At 44.9% G+C, this 20,960-nt stretch carries 19 protein-coding genes; 10 read left to right on the top strand and 9 right to left on the bottom strand.

Annotated features, from left to right (window positions below; translation table 11 throughout):
* The first annotated feature begins 42 nt into the window (after window positions 1-42).
* Window positions 43-417 carry an HNH endonuclease gene (locus tag QUB37_RS25835; RefSeq protein ID WP_333167585.1) on the top strand — a complete coding sequence of 125 codons (375 nt, stop codon included), beginning with the start codon at window positions 43-45 and terminating at the stop codon, window positions 415-417.
* A gap of 164 nt (window positions 418-581) precedes the next feature.
* On the top strand, window positions 582-1,814 hold the full coding sequence (locus tag QUB37_RS25830) for a hypothetical protein (protein ID WP_333167583.1): 1,233 nt from the start codon (window positions 582-584) through the stop codon (window positions 1,812-1,814).
* 14 nt (window positions 1,815-1,828) lie between these two features.
* Here QUB37_RS25830 and QUB37_RS25825 read toward each other — a convergent pair whose 3' ends face one another.
* The 4 genes from QUB37_RS25825 to QUB37_RS25810 all read right to left on the bottom strand — a co-directional run bounded on the left by QUB37_RS25825 (window position 1,829) and on the right by QUB37_RS25810 (window position 4,711).
* Window positions 1,829-2,128 (bottom strand): (2Fe-2S) ferredoxin domain-containing protein, encoded by a 300-nt coding sequence (locus tag QUB37_RS25825; RefSeq protein ID WP_333167581.1) that lies wholly within the window; start codon window positions 2,126-2,128, stop codon window positions 1,829-1,831.
* A gap of 123 nt (window positions 2,129-2,251) precedes the next feature.
* Window positions 2,252-3,226, bottom strand: coding sequence for a cysteine synthase A (locus QUB37_RS25820; RefSeq protein WP_333167579.1), 975 nt, complete (start codon window positions 3,224-3,226; stop codon window positions 2,252-2,254).
* A 66-nt stretch (window positions 3,227-3,292) separates the two neighbouring features.
* Window positions 3,293-3,877: a Uma2 family endonuclease gene (locus QUB37_RS25815; RefSeq protein ID WP_333167577.1), complete on the bottom strand. Its 585-nt coding sequence runs from the start codon at window positions 3,875-3,877 to the stop codon at window positions 3,293-3,295.
* 195 nt (window positions 3,878-4,072) lie between these two features.
* On the bottom strand, window positions 4,073-4,711 hold the full coding sequence (locus QUB37_RS25810; protein ID WP_333145723.1) for a peroxiredoxin: 639 nt from the start codon (window positions 4,709-4,711) through the stop codon (window positions 4,073-4,075).
* Window positions 4,712-4,871: 160 nt separating this feature from the next.
* Between QUB37_RS25810 and QUB37_RS25805 the strand changes: the two genes are divergently transcribed.
* The 4 genes from QUB37_RS25805 (at window position 4,872) to QUB37_RS25790 (ending at window position 7,787) form a co-directional block, all read left to right on the top strand.
* The gene (locus QUB37_RS25805) at window positions 4,872-5,147 is read left to right on the top strand and encodes a hypothetical protein (protein WP_006632617.1); all 276 of its coding nucleotides are present in this window, start codon (window positions 4,872-4,874) and stop codon (window positions 5,145-5,147) included.
* Window positions 5,148-5,242: 95 nt separating this feature from the next.
* A complete protein-coding gene (locus QUB37_RS25800; RefSeq protein WP_333167573.1) occupies window positions 5,243-5,605 on the top strand; it encodes a cupin domain-containing protein in 363 nt (120 codons plus the stop codon).
* Window positions 5,606-6,285: 680 nt separating this feature from the next.
* Window positions 6,286-7,167: a ChaN family lipoprotein gene (locus QUB37_RS25795; protein ID WP_333167571.1), complete on the top strand. Its 882-nt coding sequence runs from the start codon at window positions 6,286-6,288 to the stop codon at window positions 7,165-7,167.
* Between the two features lie 38 nt (window positions 7,168-7,205).
* Entirely contained in the window at window positions 7,206-7,787 is a 582-nt protein-coding gene (locus QUB37_RS25790; RefSeq protein WP_333167569.1) for an NAD(P)H-dependent oxidoreductase, read from the top strand.
* A 275-nt stretch (window positions 7,788-8,062) separates the two neighbouring features.
* Here the strand turns inward: QUB37_RS25790 and QUB37_RS25785 are convergent, their stop codons facing one another.
* The 3 genes from QUB37_RS25785 to QUB37_RS25775 all read right to left on the bottom strand — a co-directional run bounded on the left by QUB37_RS25785 (window position 8,063) and on the right by QUB37_RS25775 (window position 10,650).
* Window positions 8,063-8,227, bottom strand: a complete 165-nt coding sequence (locus QUB37_RS25785) for a hypothetical protein (protein WP_333167567.1) — start codon at window positions 8,225-8,227, stop codon at window positions 8,063-8,065.
* Window positions 8,228-8,292: 65 nt separating this feature from the next.
* Entirely contained in the window at window positions 8,293-9,123 is an 831-nt protein-coding gene (locus tag QUB37_RS25780; RefSeq protein WP_333167565.1) for an inositol monophosphatase family protein, read from the bottom strand.
* Window positions 9,124-9,216: 93 nt separating this feature from the next.
* Window positions 9,217-10,650 carry a BCD family MFS transporter gene (locus tag QUB37_RS25775; RefSeq protein ID WP_333167563.1) on the bottom strand — a complete coding sequence of 478 codons (1,434 nt, stop codon included), beginning with the start codon at window positions 10,648-10,650 and terminating at the stop codon, window positions 9,217-9,219.
* Window positions 10,651-10,791: 141 nt separating this feature from the next.
* Between QUB37_RS25775 and QUB37_RS25770 the strand changes: the two genes are divergently transcribed.
* Together QUB37_RS25770 and QUB37_RS25765 are read left to right on the top strand one after the other, a co-directional pair.
* Window positions 10,792-11,736, top strand: coding sequence for an aldo/keto reductase (locus QUB37_RS25770; RefSeq protein ID WP_333167599.1), 945 nt, complete (start codon window positions 10,792-10,794; stop codon window positions 11,734-11,736).
* A gap of 198 nt (window positions 11,737-11,934) precedes the next feature.
* Window positions 11,935-12,450: an isoprenylcysteine carboxylmethyltransferase family protein gene (locus tag QUB37_RS25765; RefSeq protein ID WP_333167561.1), complete on the top strand. Its 516-nt coding sequence runs from the start codon at window positions 11,935-11,937 to the stop codon at window positions 12,448-12,450.
* A gap of 145 nt (window positions 12,451-12,595) precedes the next feature.
* Here QUB37_RS25765 and QUB37_RS25760 read toward each other — a convergent pair whose 3' ends face one another.
* Entirely contained in the window at window positions 12,596-15,001 is a 2,406-nt protein-coding gene (locus QUB37_RS25760) for a carotenoid oxygenase family protein (RefSeq protein ID WP_333167559.1), read from the bottom strand.
* The gene (locus tag QUB37_RS25755) at window positions 14,998-18,501 is read right to left on the bottom strand and encodes a WD40 domain-containing protein (protein WP_333167557.1); all 3,504 of its coding nucleotides are present in this window, start codon (window positions 18,499-18,501) and stop codon (window positions 14,998-15,000) included. Before QUB37_RS25755 ends, QUB37_RS25760 begins: the two co-directional genes overlap by 4 nt.
* 499 nt (window positions 18,502-19,000) lie before the next feature.
* Between QUB37_RS25755 and QUB37_RS25750 the strand changes: the two genes are divergently transcribed.
* Window positions 19,001-20,368, top strand: a complete 1,368-nt coding sequence (locus tag QUB37_RS25750) for a glycoside hydrolase family protein (protein ID WP_333167556.1) — start codon at window positions 19,001-19,003, stop codon at window positions 20,366-20,368.
* 122 nt (window positions 20,369-20,490) lie between these two features.
* Complete coding sequence (locus QUB37_RS25745; RefSeq protein ID WP_333167554.1) at window positions 20,491-20,883, top strand: hypothetical protein; 393 nt, start codon at window positions 20,491-20,493, stop codon at window positions 20,881-20,883.
* Window positions 20,884-20,960: the final 77 nt, after the last annotated feature.

Genomic DNA, 20,960 nt, shown 5'->3' with positions numbered 1-20,960 from the left:
TTTGTATGACCCCCTATTGGGGGTTTTTTTATTGTTTGGAGAGTGCGATCGCCTTTCATTCACATCCTCAAAGCCGATCGCGCTAAACTAAAAGTAGCAATTCTCCTATCCAGCAGCATTGAGAAAATTATGCAGTGCGAATTGTGCGATCGACAAATGGAAGCATTAACCGCCCATCACCTCATCCCCAAACAAAACACCAAGCGGAAAAACGAAGATCCAAGCCCGACAATCGACATTTGCTCAGCCTGTCACCGCCAGATTCACTCTCTATTTGACAACAAACACCTCGCCCAAGAGCTCAATACCCTGGAAAAGCTCAAAAATAACCCAGAACTCCAGAAATTTGTCTCTTGGATTAAGAAACAAAAAACCGACAAACGCATTCAAGTACGCGGCAAAAAAGCTGGATCGTAGGGAGCGAGCTCAGATATATAGTCTTGGACGCAGTTACTGTCTGAAACCCGGTTATTCATAAACTTTTCGTTTTTCAAACCAAAATCTTGCATAGCAACCCGGTTTGTTTGCGTAAATCCTAGTATAGTGATTTACTTATTGGTAACAAGCTGCCAACTATTATTATGAACCTCACCTCCCTCGAACTCGCAAAAGACCGAGCGCGCATCTTTAAAAACTACCTCCAAATGGAAATAGATGCCCAAGCTAACATAAACAAACTAGCTTTTTTAGACCGGGGCATTGAAAAATCCCTTTACCAACAAGAAATTAAAAACTATCCCGATTATCTCAAACAGAAACCCGACGGCTTAAAAGTAATTAGCTCTCTTCCCGGCCCCAATAATCCCCTCAAACCTACCCCGTTTCCCAGCCTGGGAGAACTACCTCAAATTAACTCTCAAGCTTTAAATTTTTTGCACGCAGATATTAAGGAAGCCTGCGTTTGTATTGGTACTTTTGTAGACGGCAAAATTCAGTCACAGTGGCTGGGAAAAAACGCGCTTACCAATGCTGAACAGTGGAGTGCCACTAAAATTATCGCACTCCTTAATATCGTCAGTCAAATAAATAGCAAATATCCCGACTGCGACATTGACAACTGCGTTGTTAGAGATGGCAACGGGCTAAGACACGATTTTTACTTTTACGATGTAGCAAAAGACATGATTAGCTATGCCTCAAATATAGCAAGTTCAAACTCCTTAGCTGCAATGTTCAAACGCTTCGATACTCGCATAGGATTAGAGCAATGGCTGAAGAGCGCTACTGGCAATAATGACCTAATTTTTCGCGGCGATTACGGCGAAAATCCTTATCACAACAACCCCAAAATCTTTGATCTCACCAAAAAACAAGTGCTGCTAAGTGCGGCATTAAACAGTACCAAACAAAGTAATACCGTATCTGCTTATGATTTAACCAGGCTGATTTCCATGTTAGGATGGCACTTCCACATCGAACAGCGATCGCGCATGAAAGCATCTCAGTGGAACAGCTTAGAAAGCATTGTCAGAGCAATGGGACATGACAGCGCTCGATATGTAGATGTAGCAATTAAAACTTTGGGGATGGATAGCCTGATCACTTCTCCAGTAATTATCTCAAAATTGGGTTACGGACTCAGCTCGATCAGGGGAACCCTAGAAACAGTTTATGTGGCTTTAGTGCGGTTTGTTGACGAACGGCCGAAGGCGGCGGGAAAGCCGGCCAAACTCAGAACTTTAGCCATGAGTTTGCGGGCAGAAAAACCTGTAGGCGGTTCTACCAGTGTCGATCGCTTGGCGATCGAACTCGACGCCAGATTTTGCGCCGAAGTCACGGAAATTCTCCGCCGATTGTTTGCGGAAGAATTTTAAACGAGGGCGATCGACTAATTAGAAAGTCGGTGAAACTTTCGGTAAAGCATCTTATCTAACGGCTTTCCTCCCCGCAAATGTTGCTCAGTTATTGCCGCAACTTCTTCAGGGCAAACGGCATTGTACCAAACCTCTTCTGGCAGCACCAACACCATCGGCCCGTTGCCGCACTGTCCCAAACAACTGCTAGCAACAACTTCAACTTCTGAGGGCGACAATTTCTGAAAAGCTGCCAGTACCTTTGCTGAATTTTGCTTGCGACAAGTGCGGTTTTGGCAAACAACAACTTGCCTAGAAGATTCTGTGATTTTCATGTTTTTTTACTTGACAATCTGCTACATCTATGATATTTTTTTATCATGGGAATAGGTGTGGCCATATACGCCCAAATTTTATATATACCCAGATTTTAAGGCGCGCCGCAGCGCACCCTACGGTTAATCTGGTGACAAGCCTTTGGAAGCCAACCATTGTCGATCGAACAAACGCGACTGATATCGAGCCCCACCGTCGCAGAGTACCGTAACAATCGTATGTCCAGGCCCCATTTGCTTCGCCAAAGCCACCGCCGCCCCCACATTAATCCCCACAGAACCGCCCATAAACAGCCCTTCTTTTCTCAGCAGTTGGTAAATCACCCGCACAGCTTCAGTATCGTGAATTTGGATGGCGTCATCTACCGGGGCATTCTCCATATTTCCAGTGACGCGAGTGGTGCCAATTCCCTCAGTAATCGAACTCCCTTCAGTCTTAATTTCCCCAGTTTTGAAATAACTGTAAAGCCCGCTGCCCATCGGGTCTGCCAAGACAATTCTCACAGCAGGATTTTTTTCTTTCAAAAACATTCCTACCCCAGCAAAAGTGCCGCCAGTACCAGTAGCTGTTACCCAAGCATCAATTTTCCCGTTTGTTTGTTCCCAAATTTCCGGGCCAGTTGTCTCGTAATGAGCTCGGCGATTGGCTAAATTGTCAAACTGATTTGCCCAGACTGCATTCTCCATTTCCGCAGCCAATCTTCCCGACAATTTGACATAATTATTCGGGTCTTTGTAAGGAACAGCGGGAACAGTCCGAACTTCAGCGCCCAAGGTTTTCAAAGCATCGATTTTTTCTTGAGATTGGTTATCGGGAATCACAATCAAACATTTGTAACCTTTAGCGTTGCAAATGTGTGCCAAACCGATGCCAGTATTGCCAGCAGTGCCTTCAACAACCGTGCCGCCCGGTTTCAGCCAGCCTTTTTCTTCTGCATCTTTGATGATGTATAAAGCAGCCCTATCTTTAACGGAACCGCCGGGATTGAGAAACTCTGCTTTGCCGAGAATTTCGCAGCCTGTTTCATCGCTGAAGCTGTTTAAGCGAATTAGTGGTGTGTTGCCGATTGTGCCTACAAAGCCGTTTTTGATATCCATATTTTTTGCGTGTTTGCATCCTAATTATTGATTTTTACAATAAGTTGATATTTATGGCTACCAGTTCTACCAAATCTTGCTCATATTGAGTACAAATCCCGGCAAAACGGGGTCGCCGCTGACTGTAGCCGGATTCTCTAAACATTCCTCTGGTAAACCAGGACGGTAAATATAAACTCTGCGATTTTTGCGGTCAATTAACCAGCCTAACTGCACTCCTGGTTCTCTCATATATTCTTGCATTTTTTCTTGCAATGGCTTGAGATTGTCAGAACCCGACCTGAGTTCTACTACAAAATCAGGGCAAATAGGGGCAAACTTTTGCTTTTGTTCGGGTGACAAAGCATTCCATCTTTCCAATTTGATCCAAGCAGCATCCGGCGACCTTTCTGCACCTGTTGACAGAGTAAATCCTGTACTCGAAGTAAACGCTAAACCAGTACCATTTTGTTCTGCCCAAACCCACAGGGGCCCAAATATATTACCTTCTCGGTTTCCCGTCTCCGAACCAGTAGGGGGCATAATTAGCAATTCTCCCGATTTGTTGCGTTCAATTCGTAACTCACTATTGATTTGACAGAACTCGAAAAACTCGTCGTCTGTCATTTGCAATTTGGGCGGTATTCGCAACACAATTGTTGATGACACCATTTTGCCTTTCCTCAAATCTAAAGTGTTTACACAAGATTGCACAGTTTCTTTGTTGGTAGTGAGGATTTTAGCCCTCAAGAATTACAATTAAGGACTCAAGTCCTAACTACAAGCTGGTTTGACGCGGGAATTATAGAGGTAAGGTGTGCAGTACACACCTTACATAATTAGGTTCTGCGTCCAGGAATGTTAAACCTATTTATTCGGCTGAGGAGTCATCCGCAAATAAGGCTTAATCGGGGTGTAGCCTTTAGGAAATTTCTCTGCCAACTCTGCGGGGTCGGTAATCGAAGGTACGATTACGCAATCGTCGCCGTCTTTCCAATCAACCGGAGTCGCAACGCTGTATTTGTCGGTAAGTTGCAAGGAATCAATTACTCGCAAAATCTCATTAAAATTCCGACCAGTGCTCGCCGGATAAGTAATGCTCAAACGCAATTTCTTTTGTGGGTCAATCACAAAAACTGTGCGGATTGTTAAGTTGTTTAGCGAGTTGGGATGGATCATATCGTAAATGTCGGAGACTTTACGATCGCCATCTGCTAAAATCGGATAGTTGAGGGTGACTTTTTGAGTTTCCTCAATATCTTTAATCCAGCCCATGTGAGAATCCACATCATCGACGCTGAGGGCAATGGTTTTGACGCCCCGCTTTTCAAATTCCGACTTTAGACGGGCCACTGCACCGAGTTCTGTGGTGCACACTGGAGTATAGTCTTTCGGGTGAGAAAACAACACGACCCAGCTATCGCCAGCCCAGTCGTAGAAATTGATTTCGCCTTCAGAGGAAGCTTGGGTAAAGTTGGGAACTGTATCGCCTAATCGCAGAGTCATAACTGATTTCCTCTAATTTTATTTAAGGACTGTTCCTTATCATGCCATAATTGCCCGGTTTCTCGATCGAGCTGTAAAGGATTCTAAACTTTTTGGTCGATCGATCGGCAATTCCACTACTGTAATGTATGTGTGGCTTATACCGCTGAATTTTCTTGCTATGCTTTACTTTTTGCTTAAGGCAATACAGCCTGTTTTAGTCCCGCTGTGTTTTGTCTCCGCTTGGGGCTTAGTTTTTTTGCTGTGTTTGAGTGTCGGGCGTACAGTCACCGACTCCCTGCGTCGAGCTCAGCGGATGCACCAAATCCCTTGTGCTAACTGCGTATTTTTCACCGGCGACTACCACCTCAAGTGTCCCGTTCAGCCGACAATAGCTTTATCTGAAGATGCGATCGACTGTCCTGATTATCGAGGGCATTCGGGAATTTACGGTTAAAAAATCCGACCGTCGCTTTACATATTTCTTAACATCTCTCGCTCTTTCAATTAAACTTAACTTGTGGTAAAGAGATTTTAAGGAGTGCGGAAATAATGCTAATTCAAAAGCTAAATGCCTGCGACGAGTTTATTGCTGGCGACGGTACTCAACTGCGAGAATTATTGCATCCCGACAAACAAGCTGTGGATTTGCGTTACAGTTTAGCCCACGCCACTTTGCCACCGGGACAAACTTCTGTGCTGCACTCCCTGACAACTTCTGAAGTTTACTATATCCTCAGCGGCGTTGGAGAAATGCACATTGACCAGGAGAATCAATTCGTGGAAGCCGGAGATGCAGTTTACATTCCCCCAAACGCCAAGCAGTTTATTTACAACTGTGGCACAGAGCCGCTAATATTTATTTGTATCGTCGATCCCGCGTGGCGGAAGGAAGACGAGACAATTTTCCAGTAATATCATGTCCTATCGAGCGATTAAAAGGGCGGGTTTTTGAGATTGTCAATTATTGACAGATATTTTTCGTGAACCCGCCCCTACCGTATTAGGGGTAATCGACCGGATATAATATAATTTTCTAGTTTTTCTCCTTTTATGCTCGTTACCCGGCTCTGCCCGGTAACGCATATCTAGAGGCTCTGCCTCTACTGAAAAAAAAACATCACAAACCGAAAATCTTTTTTAACAACAACTTTAACAACAACAGCACCCAGCCATATGTACCGAGTGATTTCCTCTTTTTTCAACTTCGATGTGGAGTTGCAATAATCCTCGGATTCAGTTGCATTGCTCCCCTCTAATTAGTTGAGGAAGTATCAGCTTTGTTGGTGGGTGCTGCTATTGGTTTTTGATGAGACAGATGTGAGATTAAACAGCGTTTTTACTCCTTAGATTCTATTGTGAACTTCGCTGTGGTATCTAGAGGTTGTATCTGTCAGAGAAGCTTTTTGTTCGCTTCATATTATTAATTTAGCACCTTATTCTAGAAGCGCAAGTACCTGCAACTAAACTTTACATTTTTAGAAGTAACCACGGATAATTATGAACTTAAATTAAGCATTGAGCTTTCTAGCTGCTCAGCTAAAATAGTAGAGTTCGGCTGTGCTTGCTGCTGCGAGAAACGGCATAATATCTGTATGAAAACAACCAAACTCATCAAACTGTGCGCCTTATCGCTGAGTATATTTCTGCTGTGCAGCAGTGTAGTGACAGCGCAAACGATGGCGAACCCTCAACCTGGGCAAACTTACACTAACCAAGAGATTCTGCAACAGTTGGTGAAGGCAAAAGTTGTGTATCTGGGAGAAACCCACGATAGCGCGGAAGATCACCAAGCTCAACTGGGGATTATCCGAGAAATGCAGCGGCAAAATCGGAAAATTGCGATCGCGATGGAAATGTTTCAGCGTCCCTTTCAAAGTGCGATCGACAATTACTTAGCAGGTAAACTGACTGAACAGCAATTAGTCGAGCAAACAGAGTACGATCGCAGATGGCGCTTTCCCTGGGAATCTTACGCCCCCATTTTGCGGTTTGCCAAAGAAAATCAACTACCCGTCCTCGCCTTAAATACACCATCCGAAGTAACGAGAAAAGTTGCCAGTCAAGGTTTAGAAAGCCTCACAGCAGAGGAAAAAAAGCACATTCCGCCAATATCCGAAATTCGCACCGACAACGCCGAATATCGGCAACTGCTGCTAGAAGTTTACCAGCAACACCAAAAGGCAGAACAGGGAAATAGTACGGCTTTTGAAAGATTCTTGCAAGCCCAAGTTTTGTGGGACGAAACTATGGCGGAAAAAATAGCTGAATTTGTCAAAGCAAACCCCGACTATCAAGTTGTGGTGTTGGCGGGGAAAGGGCACATTATTTACGGTTACGGCATTCCCAGTCGCGTCGAGAGGCGTTTGGGTGTCGGGAATGTAAAAGTGCGATCGGTTTTACTGAATTCCAGTGACAATCCTGTTTTGTCGGCAGATAGACCCATTGCTGACTTTGTTTGGAATCACTCTGAATAGTACAATTATACGCGGAAGCAATAATTAGGAAAAAATCAATGACAAACAGACCAAAAATACTTGCATTTGCCGGAAGTACCCGTGAAGGATCATATAACAAACTGCTGGTAAAAGTTGCGGCGGCTGGGGCTACTGCGGCGGGCGCAGAAGTTACTTATGTAGATTTGCGCGATTTGCCGATGCCGCTATTTGACGAAGATTTGGAAGCAAGAGAGGGAATGCCAGAAAACGCCGGTAAATTGAAGGAATTGATGGTAGCGCATGACGGGTTTTTGATAGCTTCCCCTGAGTATAACAGTTCAATTACGCCTGTGTTGAAAAATGCGATCGATTGGGTATCACGCCCAGCACCGGGTGAACCGGGATTGGTCGCATTTACTGGCAAAGTAGCGGTAATTATGAGTGCTTCCCCAGGGGGAATGGGCGGTTTGCGGGGATTGGTTCATTTGCGATCGATCTTGGGGAATATTAACGTATTGGTGCTCCCGGATCAGAAAGCAATTCCCCAAGCTTTTGAAGCATTTAATGCTGACGGTACGATGAAAGATGCCAAACAGCAGGACGCTGTTGAGAATCTAGGTGCTAAGTTGTCTAATGTGCTGTCGAAATTAATCGCCTGAAGCAATAAATTCATTTGGCAGTAGGGACACAGCAATGTTGTGTCCCTATCCTAGTATCTGTTATTTCGCTGGCTGCATCAAGTTCGATCGCCAACCGCAGACTTTTCCGAGTTGCTTCCAAAGTTTATCCTTGTATCTTCCCACAGGCTAACTCTTCGACCTAGCCATACCACTCATCTACTTTTTCCAACACCGCAGTAAATCTATTTTCCCTTGTGCCTCTACTTGAAAACGGGTATAATTTTATTTCTCAGATATAATAGCGAGTTCAAAAATTACCACAAATTGTACCGAAACCGCATCACCCGATCGACGTAAAACAAAACCACCCGATCGCAGATTGGCAGAAATAGACGAGAGTAGGCATACTTGAACCATCGGTCATCGGTCGGTATATTTCTTCCAAACAGCACGGCAGGCGTGGGAGACTCCTCCGTCACGCCTGCCCTGCCGTTTTATTTAATAATTGTTCGATTTCCTACGGCATAGCTTCGCTTCACCTAAATTACCCCATTTTTTTCTTCTTCCAAGCCTCCACAAACGGCAAAAACACCGATACCAACTCCTGCCGGTTCATCACCAAAGTCGGATAAGAAATCCTGCCGTAATTCTTCCCCACTTCCAGCGGAAAAATCCCCTGGGATTCCAGAGGCAACCAAACCGCACCCGCAGCCTTCACAATTACCCAACTCCCCGCAATATCCCAAACTTTTGGAGTCGCTTCCACCCCTCCCATAGCCACACCCGAAGCCACGGTCAAAAAATTGTAACTAGCCATGCCCAACATCCGAACTTTACTCGGAAGATGAGGCCCGATTCCCACACTCCGCGAACACAAATTAAAAAAATGATTGCCACTCATTTTATCAGCAGTCGGCCGAATTTGCTGCCCGTTTAAAAACGCACCTTGAGGCATATTGTCAAACACGCCGCCCGCAAAATCAGGTGCAAAAAAACCGTAAAAAGACTGATTAATTGGCGGCAAATGCACGTAGCCAAAAACCGGAGTTCCACGATACAACAAACCCAAAGAAATACCCCAAATCGGAATTCCCCTAGCAAAATTAGTTGTTGCATCCAAAGGATCAACAACCCAACACCATTCAGTATCGGGGAAAACGTGTTCGCCCTCCTCACTTAAAATCCCGTGACTAGGAAAAGCAGATGCGATCGCACTTCTAATCTCTGCATCCGCCCAATTATCGGATTTCGTAACCAAACTGCCGTCATCCTTTTCATCCGCTTGCGCGGAACCGAAATCTTGCAACAACTGCTGTCCGACTCTCTCGACAGTAACCCGTGCAAAACTTAAAATAGAATCCCAAAAATTAGTCATTAGTGATTGGTTATTAGTTATTGGTTATTGAATATTGGAACTAACAACTGCCACAGCCCAACTGACGACTGACACCTGCCAACTGACAAAACCTCAGTCTAATTCATTTTCAAGAATAGTGGCGATCGCACTTTTAGCATTATCCTGAAACTCCCGAACATCCACCCTACCCAACAGCCAAACAGCCAGAATCATACCCACCGCAGGCACAGCAAACACCAACCCATAAGCCAACATCGGCACCCCAAACAAATTTCTGCCCAAATCCAAAATAGCACCGCCACTAATCGTCGCCACACCCCGCGCCATCGCCTGCGACAAACCCCAAGCACCAATAAAAGTCCCAGCAGTTTCCGCAGCAGTCAAATCCAACATCAAACTCAGCGCACCAGTCGTCGTAATACCCGAAGCTAAACCAAACAACATTAAAGCCGATTTAAACACAATTGGATTTCCTGTGAATCCCGATAAAATAATCAAACCTAAACAAGTCGCCACCGACAAACAGCCCAACCTAATCGTATTTTGCTTGCCAATTCGGGGCACAATAAAAAAACCAGTAGTACCCAAACCGATCAGAGTACCAGTACCGTAAATCGCATTCAACCGCGTAGTTTCCGAAATCGACATCTTAAAAATTTCCCCGCCGTAAGGTTCCAAAACCGCATCCTGCATAAACAAACAAATTGTCATAATCAGCAGGAAAGTAAAAAACAAACCGGTTTGGCGGCTAGCAGTCAAAATCCGCAGCGCACTTCCCAGAGTAATTTTATCTTCTCGATTCACTGCGATCGATCGCACCCCGTACCGCGAATACTTTTTCTCAACCCCAAATGTCGCAATCCCCACCAACAGCAAAACCAGCGCCGGCACCTTCACAAACAAACCATTAATCGAAGCCTGCAACACTTCCCGTGGCACATCCCCATCAATTTGCTTCAGCAAACCGCTGCTAACAATCGCCCCGATAATAATACCAACCATCAGCATCGACCACACCACACCCACCAACTTCGATCGATCCTCCTCATCGGAAACATCCACCAACAAAGCAGCAAAAGGAGTCGAACTCGAACAAATAGCAATACCGTAAAGCGCAAAAATCAAACCCAACAAACCCACCCAACCGTAAGTAGGAGTAGTCCACCCCACAGCCTCCAAACTGCTACCCAAGCGCCACATCACCTGCACCGCCAAAAAAGCAGAAATCACAAACAAAACCCCGCCCATCCACACATAACCCGTGCGGTGATGGCCAAACAAAGGCTTAGCATCAGACATTTGCCCGAACCACACCCTAGCCGGCGCCACAAACTGGTGCATAGCCAGCGTACCAGCCACCACAGTAGCGGGAATCGCCAACTCTTTAATCATGACGCGATTGAGCACCCCCAGGGTCAAAATCGACATCATGCCCAATCCCATCTGAAACAAACCCAACCGGAACATAGTCAGCAGGGTAACTCTCTTGATAGCAGGAGTCGCGGAATCTGTTAATCTTGAATCTGGCAAACGGTCGATCGACATAACTACTCAAATAAACACATCATTTGCATTTATAGTAACTGAGATATCGCCACCCGCCGCCTTTCCTCCCTCGGCTAGAAGCTCGATCGCGACTATTTATAGAAAAATAATAGAGAATAAAGAATTGTGGATTTACCAACCGTGACAACCATTACCCTAGGACAAAACGGCCCAGCCGTCATTCCCCTGTGCGTCGGAACTTGGGCTTGGGGCGACAAACTATTTTGGAACTACGGCAGCAACTACGGCGCCGCCGAAGTCGAAGCAGCATTCAAAACATCCCTAGACAGCGGAGTCAACTTCTTCGACACAGCCGAAGTCTACGGTAACGGCTTGTCAGAAGAATTGCTGGGGCAGTTTATCAAAAAAACCACCCAGCCCGTGCAAATAGCCACCAAATTCGGCCCCGTACCTTGGCGGATTACAGGAAAATCTGTTTCCGAAGCCTTGAGTGCCAGCTTAAAACGCTTGCAAGTAGAACAAATAGCCCTCTACCAAGTGCACTGGCCCTTCACTTTTTTACTCAGTCAAGAAACCCTGATGAACGCCTTAGCCGATGAAGTCAAACAAGGCAGAATTCAAGCAGTAGGAGTCAGCAACTATTCAGTAGAACAGATGCGCCAAGCCCACAAAATACTAGCAGCAAGAGGCGTTCCCCTAGCAACAAATCAAGTCCGGTACTCCTTGCTGTCGCGGCAAGTAGAAAAACAAGGAATTGTGAGTGCAGCGCGCGAATTGGGCGTCACAATTTTAGCTTACAGCCCCTTAGCCCAAGGATTGCTTACCGGCAAATACACAGCCCAAGAACCACCTACAGGAGCCCGCAAAATGGACTCCCGCTTCAGCAAAAGCGGCATCGAAAAAATTGAATTAGTCATGTCTACCCTGCGGAAAATGGGCAGAAAGCGCGATCGAACTCCCGCCCAAGTTGCCCTAAACTGGTTGATATGCCAAAACGGAGTCATCCCCATTCCCGGCGCCAAAACCGCCAAACAAGCCCAAGAAAATGCAGGTGCATTAGGCTGGAATTTGAGCGAAGATGAAGTCAATCAATTAGAACTAATGACACGTCCTTGGCGAGAATAAATTTGTTAATTGTTGACAGTTGACAGTTGACAGTTGACTGTTCGCTGTTCGCCGTAGGTTGGGTTTTACTTCACTCTACCCAACCTACAGTTCACTTTCTTCTCCCCTCTTCCTTCTGCCCTCTCCCCTCTTTCCTCTTCCTTCTATCCGTTACATCCGTTACAGAATCCGTTGCCGAACTTCCTTCTTCCTTCAATTATGAAAATTTTAACAGACTGGGGCTTCACGCGCGAAGGCTGGCGCAATAACAGCCGAGGCGAATATTTAGTTTTGCTTCAAGGAGGATTGCTCACAGGATTTGCAATCTTACCAGTTTATCAACTGCAAGGATTAAAAATTCAATCAACTCAATTACTTGCTCTTACTTGGAGTGTAGCAAGTATTCTCGGCTTAGGCGGATTAATTTTAATCATCAAAGGATTGATAGACTTAGGAAAAAATCTCACACCTTTACCGTATCCCATAGAAAACGGAGAATTAGTCCAAACAGGCATTTACGGAATAGTGCGGCATCCGTTGTACGGCGGGTTAATTTTAGCAGCTTTCGCTTGGACAATTTTTCAACTTAGCCTATCGCACTTAATAGCTACTGCAATTTTACTGATTTTTTTCGACATCAAAGCCAGTCGCGAAGAAGCTTGGCTGAGTGAAAAATATTCCGAGTATTCTGAATACCGCCAACGAGTCAACAAATTAATTCCGGGAGTTTATTAAAAGTTGAGGGCAAGCTCATCTAATCCGGTTGCATAGTAATTACTTAACGCGGTCATCGCAATTAGCAATTATATCACACCAAATCCGTTAGTATCGGAATGATTCATCTCTCTTTTCTGGAGAATCGGTACACTCTGGGGTTTAATCATTCCGGTGACACCGGATTTGATATAATATCCTGGACGCTCGATAAAGGGTTAATCTTATAGTCTTTTTGTTGCAAAAGCTCTGTTGCCTTTAGTTCTTCAATTTGCTCAACAAAATAATCATAAACAATGTCGTTGAATAACTCAAAAACAATGCTGTTAGCTTTCTCCAAACGAGATTCGTAGTCTTTGCGAACGGATTTTCTGCGTAGATGTTGGCGAACGCTGCGATCGGCATACCGTTCTCGTTGGCGATCGCTACGAATCTCCTTCATCCAGGTTGTATGTAGCGTTAGTGCCAAGTTGAGTGGCTTTCGATCGGGGGGAGCACTTAAACGATAAATGGGTTTTTGAAAGCTGTCGGCATGAAATACCCAAAATTCATCACAAGCTTTGGTCTCGTTATTTGGATCGTCGGATAGAACAGTACAAACGATGAAGCCGTGTGTGGATGGATCGTTCCCGTTTAATGGTTCAGAACTAGGAACGAATTGAGGTGAGGAGGCAAAATATCCTGATGGAAACTGGAAGGCGTCTGCAATACTCATTGTTTTAGTATCGATTCGCAGTAAAGTCAGGGGCTTATCTCGATTAGGAAGATTCTCGATCGGAATCGCTCTATATTCTCTTGATTTATAAGCATCATAAATTTGCTGTGGAACTAACTCCCAACTGAATCCCCAAGTAATCCAGTAGATGTTTTTAACTTGCGTTTCTGAGTTATTAATATCATCCCGGCAAAGTTCGCTATGGGTATAAATTGAAGGAGACCACGTTGCTTCAGTATCCCGAAGAACTTGCATTGTTTCAATTTCACCGTTGTCGCCATCAATGACATACTTTGCTAAGGCTCCCAGGTCGGTCGTACCCACCTGTATTCCTTCTAAATCGGAGCGAAAACAGGGTTTTCCTGGAACGAAAAGATCGTACTTTGTAATCCACTGAGTTACATCCCAACCGTTAGGATGTCCGACATGAAGGGTAATTTTTCCATCGGGATTGCTGTAATCAGCAGCAAAATGGGAAATCTCGTAGGGCAAAATGATTTGCTTTGCGGGTAGAGGTGAAGGTGGCTGATTTTCCTCTTGTTCATCTGCGCTTTTATCCCCACAAACAAAATAGGGAGAACTTTCTAAATCTTCCCGCTTGACAACATACAAAATTCCTTGAGGTAAAGGCAGAATATCCCGCAGAAATTTTGCGCGAAGACCTGCGCCTAGCGCCCATAATTGTCGGAAAAAATATTTTTTTAGGAATCCCAAAAAGAAAGGTGAAAAGATTTGAGAAAACTCCATCTTGAATGCAATATCAGCAAGGATAATGAAGCGTTCTGTAATGGCAATTTGATGCAGAGACTGTTCGACGATCGCAGGTTGACCTTTTTGCGGACCATCTGCAAGAACTAAACGCCAGCGCTTGAATCTGGGTTCTTGAGATTTTCCAGATCGATCGTTATATAAATCTACTTCATCATCTGACTTCGAGCCTTCACTCGGAAAGCGGTAGTAAATTAAGTCAGTGAATCGTCCGAACTGTTCGTTAGCATTCACTCCACTTTTAAGAAATCGATTGAGTTGGTCAAATATCCAATTAATGGGTTTTCGATATAGCCCGTTGTATCCTGTTGAGTAGTTAGTCGTAAAGATACCAACTTCAGGTTCTGCGGTTTTATCTGTTTGGGTGAAGTCAACAACAGGATGGGCGGAATTAATGTATACGTCAAACGGATAGCTGCGAAATACTGAAGAAATAAGTTGAGAAACAATTGGCAAGATGCCTATCCACCGATCGGTCGATCCAATGGGGGCAATCAGTTCTAACGAATCAGGATCGATTTCATAGGGACGACCTGCATCGATCGTGATAATTAAGCGATCGCCAACTCGCAGAAACGCCGTATTGAGTTGATTCCTACCTCCCAAAAAGAAGCTAAACCGGCTGGGTCCTCCATTCCGAAAAGCTGCAAAGTAAGACCAGAGACTATATTTTTTGGAAAATGCAGTTTCAGGCTGCCAGAGGGCGCGATCGCTGGCTGGAGTAAGGGCAAGATCGGCGTAGTAGCAGGGCGTTTTGGCAATTCGGGTTTTGAGAATTGCTCGATCGCGCTCAAAGCCCAAACGATACATCATGCCATCGCCCGTGAATACTGCTGTACCATCTTCTTGAGGTCGATCGTCAGCTTGAAACAAAGCACCCACAACGAAAACATAACCGTGCAATCCCGCAGGTAGTTTAACTGCATCTCCCTCAGCAGCGAGTTCCCAATCTTCTCGATCGTTCTTGACATACTCTCGAACGAACAACTCCAAATCTGTAATTTCATCTCGATTAGCTTTAATTGCAGATCGAGGTATAAAGTTTTTCCTACAAGGTTCGCCAATGAATCGTGCTTGTTGTGGCTTCATATTGCTCCGAGTTCTCTCAAGTTTGCTTCCTGTGCTAAAGTCAAGCCCCCGATTGCAGCGATTTGCATTCCTTCATAGGGACGTTTGGATTTTAGCACTGCCAAACAAGTTTCAGTTGGCAAATCCCAAATCCGGATGGATTCATCTTCACTGGTACTAATTAATTGGCGACCGTCAGGACTAACTGCAACAGTCCAGACCCAATTGGTATGCCCTTCTAAAGTCTTCAAGCATTCTCCTGTTTGACTGTTCCAAACTTTAAGGGATCGATCGGAACTAGCACTGGCAACGGTTTTATTGTCAGAGAAAAACACCGCACTAAAAACCCATCCTTGATGTCCTTGCAGGGTTTGAAGGCATATTCCGGTTTGAACATCCCAAATTTTTAGCGTTCGATCTAGGCTAGCGCTAACGAGTCGATCGCCTTTGGGGTTAAAGGAAAGCGTTCCCACTCGTCCGTTATGTCCCGTTAGGGTGGCGCAGCACTCTCCTGTGGAAACATTCCAAAACTTAATTGTAGAGTCATCACTGCCAGTGGCAAGCGTGCTGCCGCTGGGATGAAAAGCAAGTGCAGGGATGCGATCGCGATGTCCGGTTAAAGTAGCAAAACAAGTTTGATCGTGCCATCGCCACAGTTTAATGGTTCGATCGAAGCTGCTGCTAGCGAGAATTTCTCCACCCGGACTGAACGCCAGTCCCCAGACTTCATCTCGATGCCCTTTCAAGACAGCTACACATTTCTGCTGCCGCCAGTTCCAAACTTTAACAATCGCATCCTGTCCGCCACTGGCGAGTAACTCGTTATTGGCATGAAAAGCTAGCGATGCAATGCCGGTTGCATGGGCTTTCAATTCCTGCAAGCATTGGCGATCGACACAATTCCAAATCCGCAATGTTTTATCCTTATGTCCAGTAGCAAAAAACTGACCGTCTGCACTGAGGGACAAAGGTCGTACCCAATTGGAGTACCCTGTTATTGTTGTTAATCGATGCCCAGTTTTAATCTCCCAAAATGCGATCGTCTGATCCTCGCTGCCCGTAGCTATGGTTTCTCCATCGGGACTAAAGACTGCCCTCCAAACCTGGATCTGATGCCCGCCTAAAGAACGCAAGCACTCACCCGCAGTAACATCCCAAATTTTTGCAGTACAGTCTGCACTAAAGCTTACAAGTAATTGTCCGTCAGGACTCCAATTTATCCCCCAAACCCAATTCGTATGCCCCTCTAAAACTCTGACGCATTGCCAATCGGAAACGCGCCAGATCCGGATGGTGCGATCGAAACTCGGGCTGGCTAACCACAGTCCGTCAGGGCTAAAGTTTAAGCCCGTTACGCAGTTGGTATGTTCGGTTAGAATATGCAAACGTTGCCCTGTTTTAAAATCCCAAATGCGAATCGTTTTGTCAAAACTTCCACTGGCGATAAGACTGCCGCAGGGACTGAAATTAGCAGCGATGACAGGGGCGCCATGTCCTTCCAAAATACCCAGATAGGTTCCATCAGTAACATTCCACAATCGAATGGAGCAATCTGCGCTGCTGCTAGCAATAACTTGTCCGTCAGCACTAAACGTAACGCCGTAGGCGCTATCGCCATGTCCGCGAAGAGTACGCTGACAGATTCCTTTTTGTAAATCCCAAATTTTCACGGTGCCATCATCGCTGGCGCTAGCGAGTAGTTCACCTGTTCGATCGAACGCAATGTTTCGCACCCAGTTTGTGTGACCTTGCAATGTCAGAAGATGCTGCCTATCTGTGACTTGCCATATTTGAATTTCGCAATTCGTGCTGCTTGTAGCTAATGTTTGCCCGTCTGGGCTGAACTGGATGGAAAGGATGCCTCCGAAGGTTTGATTAAATGGCGAATCGATGAACTCAGAGTGCGAAAAGTTGACATCGTGCAACTCAATTTCTTGCAGAAAAGCTTGGCGAATCACTAAGTTAGAAAAGTCATATCCCGAAAGGTTCAAGTTGAGAAAACGATAGAGATTGAGCAAGTTCCCTGCTGCGTAGCCGAGTTTCAGTTCTTCTTCGCGCCGTACCACTTGTAACAAAGTATCCAATCGCTGGCGCAGAGATGCTTCGGTTCGGAAATGTTTTTGTAGTTCTTTAATGAGGGGGTCAAGAATCAATCGTGTTTGCGATTCTCTGATAAAATCCTTTGCCTGAGCTTTGATTAAAGCAACTTTATTAAGCAGTAATAACCGACCTGTTTTAATTTCTTGAAAAACTCGTTCTAGCAGTTGATTCGTGACATATTCCATCACTACGGGTTGCAGGGTGAAATAGCCCGATCGTTTTTCAATTAGAGAACGACGTTGCAGTGAATCTAGTGCTTCCAGTAGCTCTCGGGCGATCGCTGTCGGGAAAAGGTTTTCGCGCAGATCGCCTAGCGGTGTCCAATCGCGTTCAACCGCCAACCAATACACGATCTGTTTTTCTAAATCGGTCAAGCGATCGAACTGTTCGCTCAACAGTTTCCAGATATCTCCAAAGAGAAGGATGTCTTGTCTGAGTAATTCAGCAACATTGCCATCAAAAAATTCCTGAAGGGTTGTGGCAATAACGTTCAGTGCCAATGGATTGCCTCCGTACCGTCCAATCAGGGGACTTAATTCGGCTGCTGAACCAGAGTAGCCTTTGACTTCAAAAACTCTATATCCTTCTACTTGACTTAAACCGTTAAGCCGCAGCGATCGCACGGGAGATTTGGGCCCTTCTAGCTGAACTAACTCAGCAGGCTTTTCTCGGCTAGTCAGGATCGCACAACTTTGATGCTGTGTTTCTCCAATACATTTCAGTAGCGATCCGTAGCTTTCATACCCACTTCTATACTCTCCTGCTTGAGTTCCTTCAAGAAGGATTGTCTCGCAGTTGTCTAGAACTAATAAACACCGCTGCTGCAAGCAGTCCAGTAGATTTAAAATTTGCCCGTCCAATGTTTCAGGTAATTTAGCAATAGGGGTGGGACTGAGAAACTGAATCAAATCGACCAGGAGATCGTCTAAGGGCGGGGCATTTCGCAGCGATCGCCAGATTACGCGATCGAAGCTTTCTTCGATCTGGCTGGTTAATTTGACGGACAAAGTTGTCTTGCCAATTCCTCCCACCCCAAACACCGCAACTAGCTTGCACTCTTCCTGAAGTATCCACTGTGTTAGCGTTTCTAACTCCCGTTCTCTGCCGAAGAAAACGGAGATATCGGGCGCACCTCTTAAGTCTCTAGATCTTTTAACAGCATCTCTACTTGGCTGCGGGCTAACGGTTGCTGAAGCATAAAAATCCATCTCGGCGATCGCTTGACTGTCTACGGATAGCCTCCGACAGATTTCTTCAAAAACTGCGCGATCGACTGGTTTTCCCGTCAAAAAATTGACAACGGTAGAACGAGCTAAACCCAGCTCCTCGGCTAGCGCTTGCTGGCTGAGAAAGCCGTTGCGCCTAACCGATGACTTGACCAATCCTATGCAATCCGGGCGAACTTTGAGCGATCGTGGCATATCAAATTTTTAATCTAGTCACATTGTAGATGAAGTCGCTCAAAAGTCAGCCTAACTCAGTCATTCTCAGTCTTGAACTCAGTCAGCACTCCTGTTTCATTAAATTATCGCCACTGATACCAATCACCTAGGCGAATTACAAGGGGTTGAAAATAGATTTCTAACTCCCTGTAAAGCTTCAAAAACTTCCCATCCAGGAGAACAAATTTTATGAAACGGTTTCTTGCGCTCATGTTTGCAGCTCTCGTTTTGGGTCCTTCTACCACGCTTATAGCAGGATCGATCGTAATCAACAGTCAAAAGGCATTGGCTTATCGCATAGGCGACCATACACCACGCCCTTATCCGACTGATAGCCCTAGAACTCATACGGGGTGAAAACACATTGATGCAAATTCCTGAAATTGTGTTTGTTTAATTCCCTCAACTTTGGAGATAGCTACCATAAATTCACTTCAAAGTTAAACCTAATTCAAAATTGTGAAACTAAAGTAAAAACATGAAACCTTCTAACGAATGCTTTGCACTTATTAAAAAGTGGGAAGGACTCCATAAAGAGCTTCCTGACGGACGGATTCAATCATACCTAGACCCTGTTGGTATTTGGACAATTGGTTATGGCTCGATCGAAGATTTGGACCTCAACAGACCGATTTTAGAGGGTGATATTATCACACGAGAAAAAGCAGAGCGATGGTTGCAAATTGAGATTGCTGAAAAAGCAGAAGATGTCGATCGATTGTGCAAATTTAAACTCAAACAGTGTATGTTTGATGCCTTGGTTTCCTTCACTTACAACATCGGCATAGGCGCATTCAGCGAGTCAACTCTATTGCGAGAGCTCAACAAAGGCAATTATGAAGGAGCAGCCAAGGAGTTCTATCGTTGGGTACATGGTGAAGATAATGGCACAAAAAGACCTCTGCAGGGATTGATAAATCGTCGAAACGACGAAGAAGCTTTATTTCGGCGCGATGGTTTTTTAGGTTTAGATCTAGCAATAGGCTTTGTGATAAAGCCAGCAGATTTGGCTCAACCGCCGAAGCGAATATTGCCTTATAAACCTGCTCCCGTACCGTTACTGTTCGATCGTACCCTAGAAAAAGGACTTGTTGGAGAAGATTGTTACATTCTCAACTGCGCTTTAGCGGGACTCAAATTTCTGCGTTTGGGTTCTCAACCTAACGAATTTACTGACATTACTGATAGTGCAGTCAAGCTTTTTCAAACCCGCGAAGTTCTCAGCCGAGTTGATGGAAAGGTAGGTCCAGAAACGAGGAGGGCTATAGAGAATGCTCTCAAGCGCGCGCGTAAAGAGATATCTGTCAATTCATCTGGAATAGATGGGGGTGTATACTGCCGTCTCACACGCACGCGAGGAGAAGCCTACGAAGGACTTAAATTGTGCAAACTCGACTTCGTAAATCCTCAAGGGAATGTAGTTGTTGATTCATTAGACGTTATTTCTGGTGTACCGGCTGCTCAGAGATTTTTAATGTGGGACGATCCTGAAAGTAAACCGGGCAATCTGGCACCTATTCCACAAGACAATTACTATATTTCGGATATCGATTGGGCAGGTGGCAAAGACAATTACCACGCTGCACACCCGATAAATGGAAATGGACTCGGACCTGTATGGGTACCTCTTGTTAAATCGAAAGAGCGTTATGAAAGTTGTCGGCTAAATGAGATTGGTTGTCGAGATGCCTTCGGCTTTCATGCAGATTGGAACTGGATTCAAAGTGGTATAAGTGCGGGTAGTGAAGGCTGCGTATGTGCTACTACAATTGATGATTTGAAAAAACTTGTGGAATTGCTCCGCAAGTACGATCCGCGCTTGTTAGTTGTGGACTGGGGACTGTAGATATTGTTGGTTAGGGTAGAGTTTCATCTATCCTAACTTTAATCACCAAATAACGGGAAATCTAGGTTGCAGGTGTGATCGCCCTTTCCCCCATAACGACAATTATATCAATAGTTAAATGTATGACACAAGAACTGCTTGAAGAAATGGAAAGTCAAACCAATAGATGGCATCGATCAGCCGTAATATTGCACTCTATTTCTGTCATTTTAGGAGTGACTTCGGTACTCTCATCAATAATTGTCGCTACCTTTATCGACGAACTAGGAAGCTTCAGGACAAAAGTTTTTGCTGGACTAAGCGCAGCTTCAGTGGCTATCATTGAGACGACAGGCGTTGGACGAAAAGGTAATGGATTTCGTCAAGCCCAAAGACACTTAAAAGCCGAAACAATTAGATTTCGTGAAGGTGAAAGTTCTGTGAAGGTTTTAACCCAAGCTTTTATGGAAGCAGAAGTAATGATAGGAGATTTAGTAATTAAAATGCCATCTACATCCGATGCGGAACAGAATTGATATAGTCATTTCAAATAAATGTGAGACAGAGGCAAGATCATGATAAAATCGATAAAAATAGTTAATTAAAAAAAAAT

The sequence above is a fragment of the Microcoleus sp. AT3-A2 genome (assembly GCF_036705685.1).
Lineage (GTDB): Bacteria > Cyanobacteriota > Cyanobacteriia > Cyanobacteriales > Microcoleaceae > Microcoleus.
This window is presented reverse-complemented; position numbering and strand designations above follow the sequence as displayed.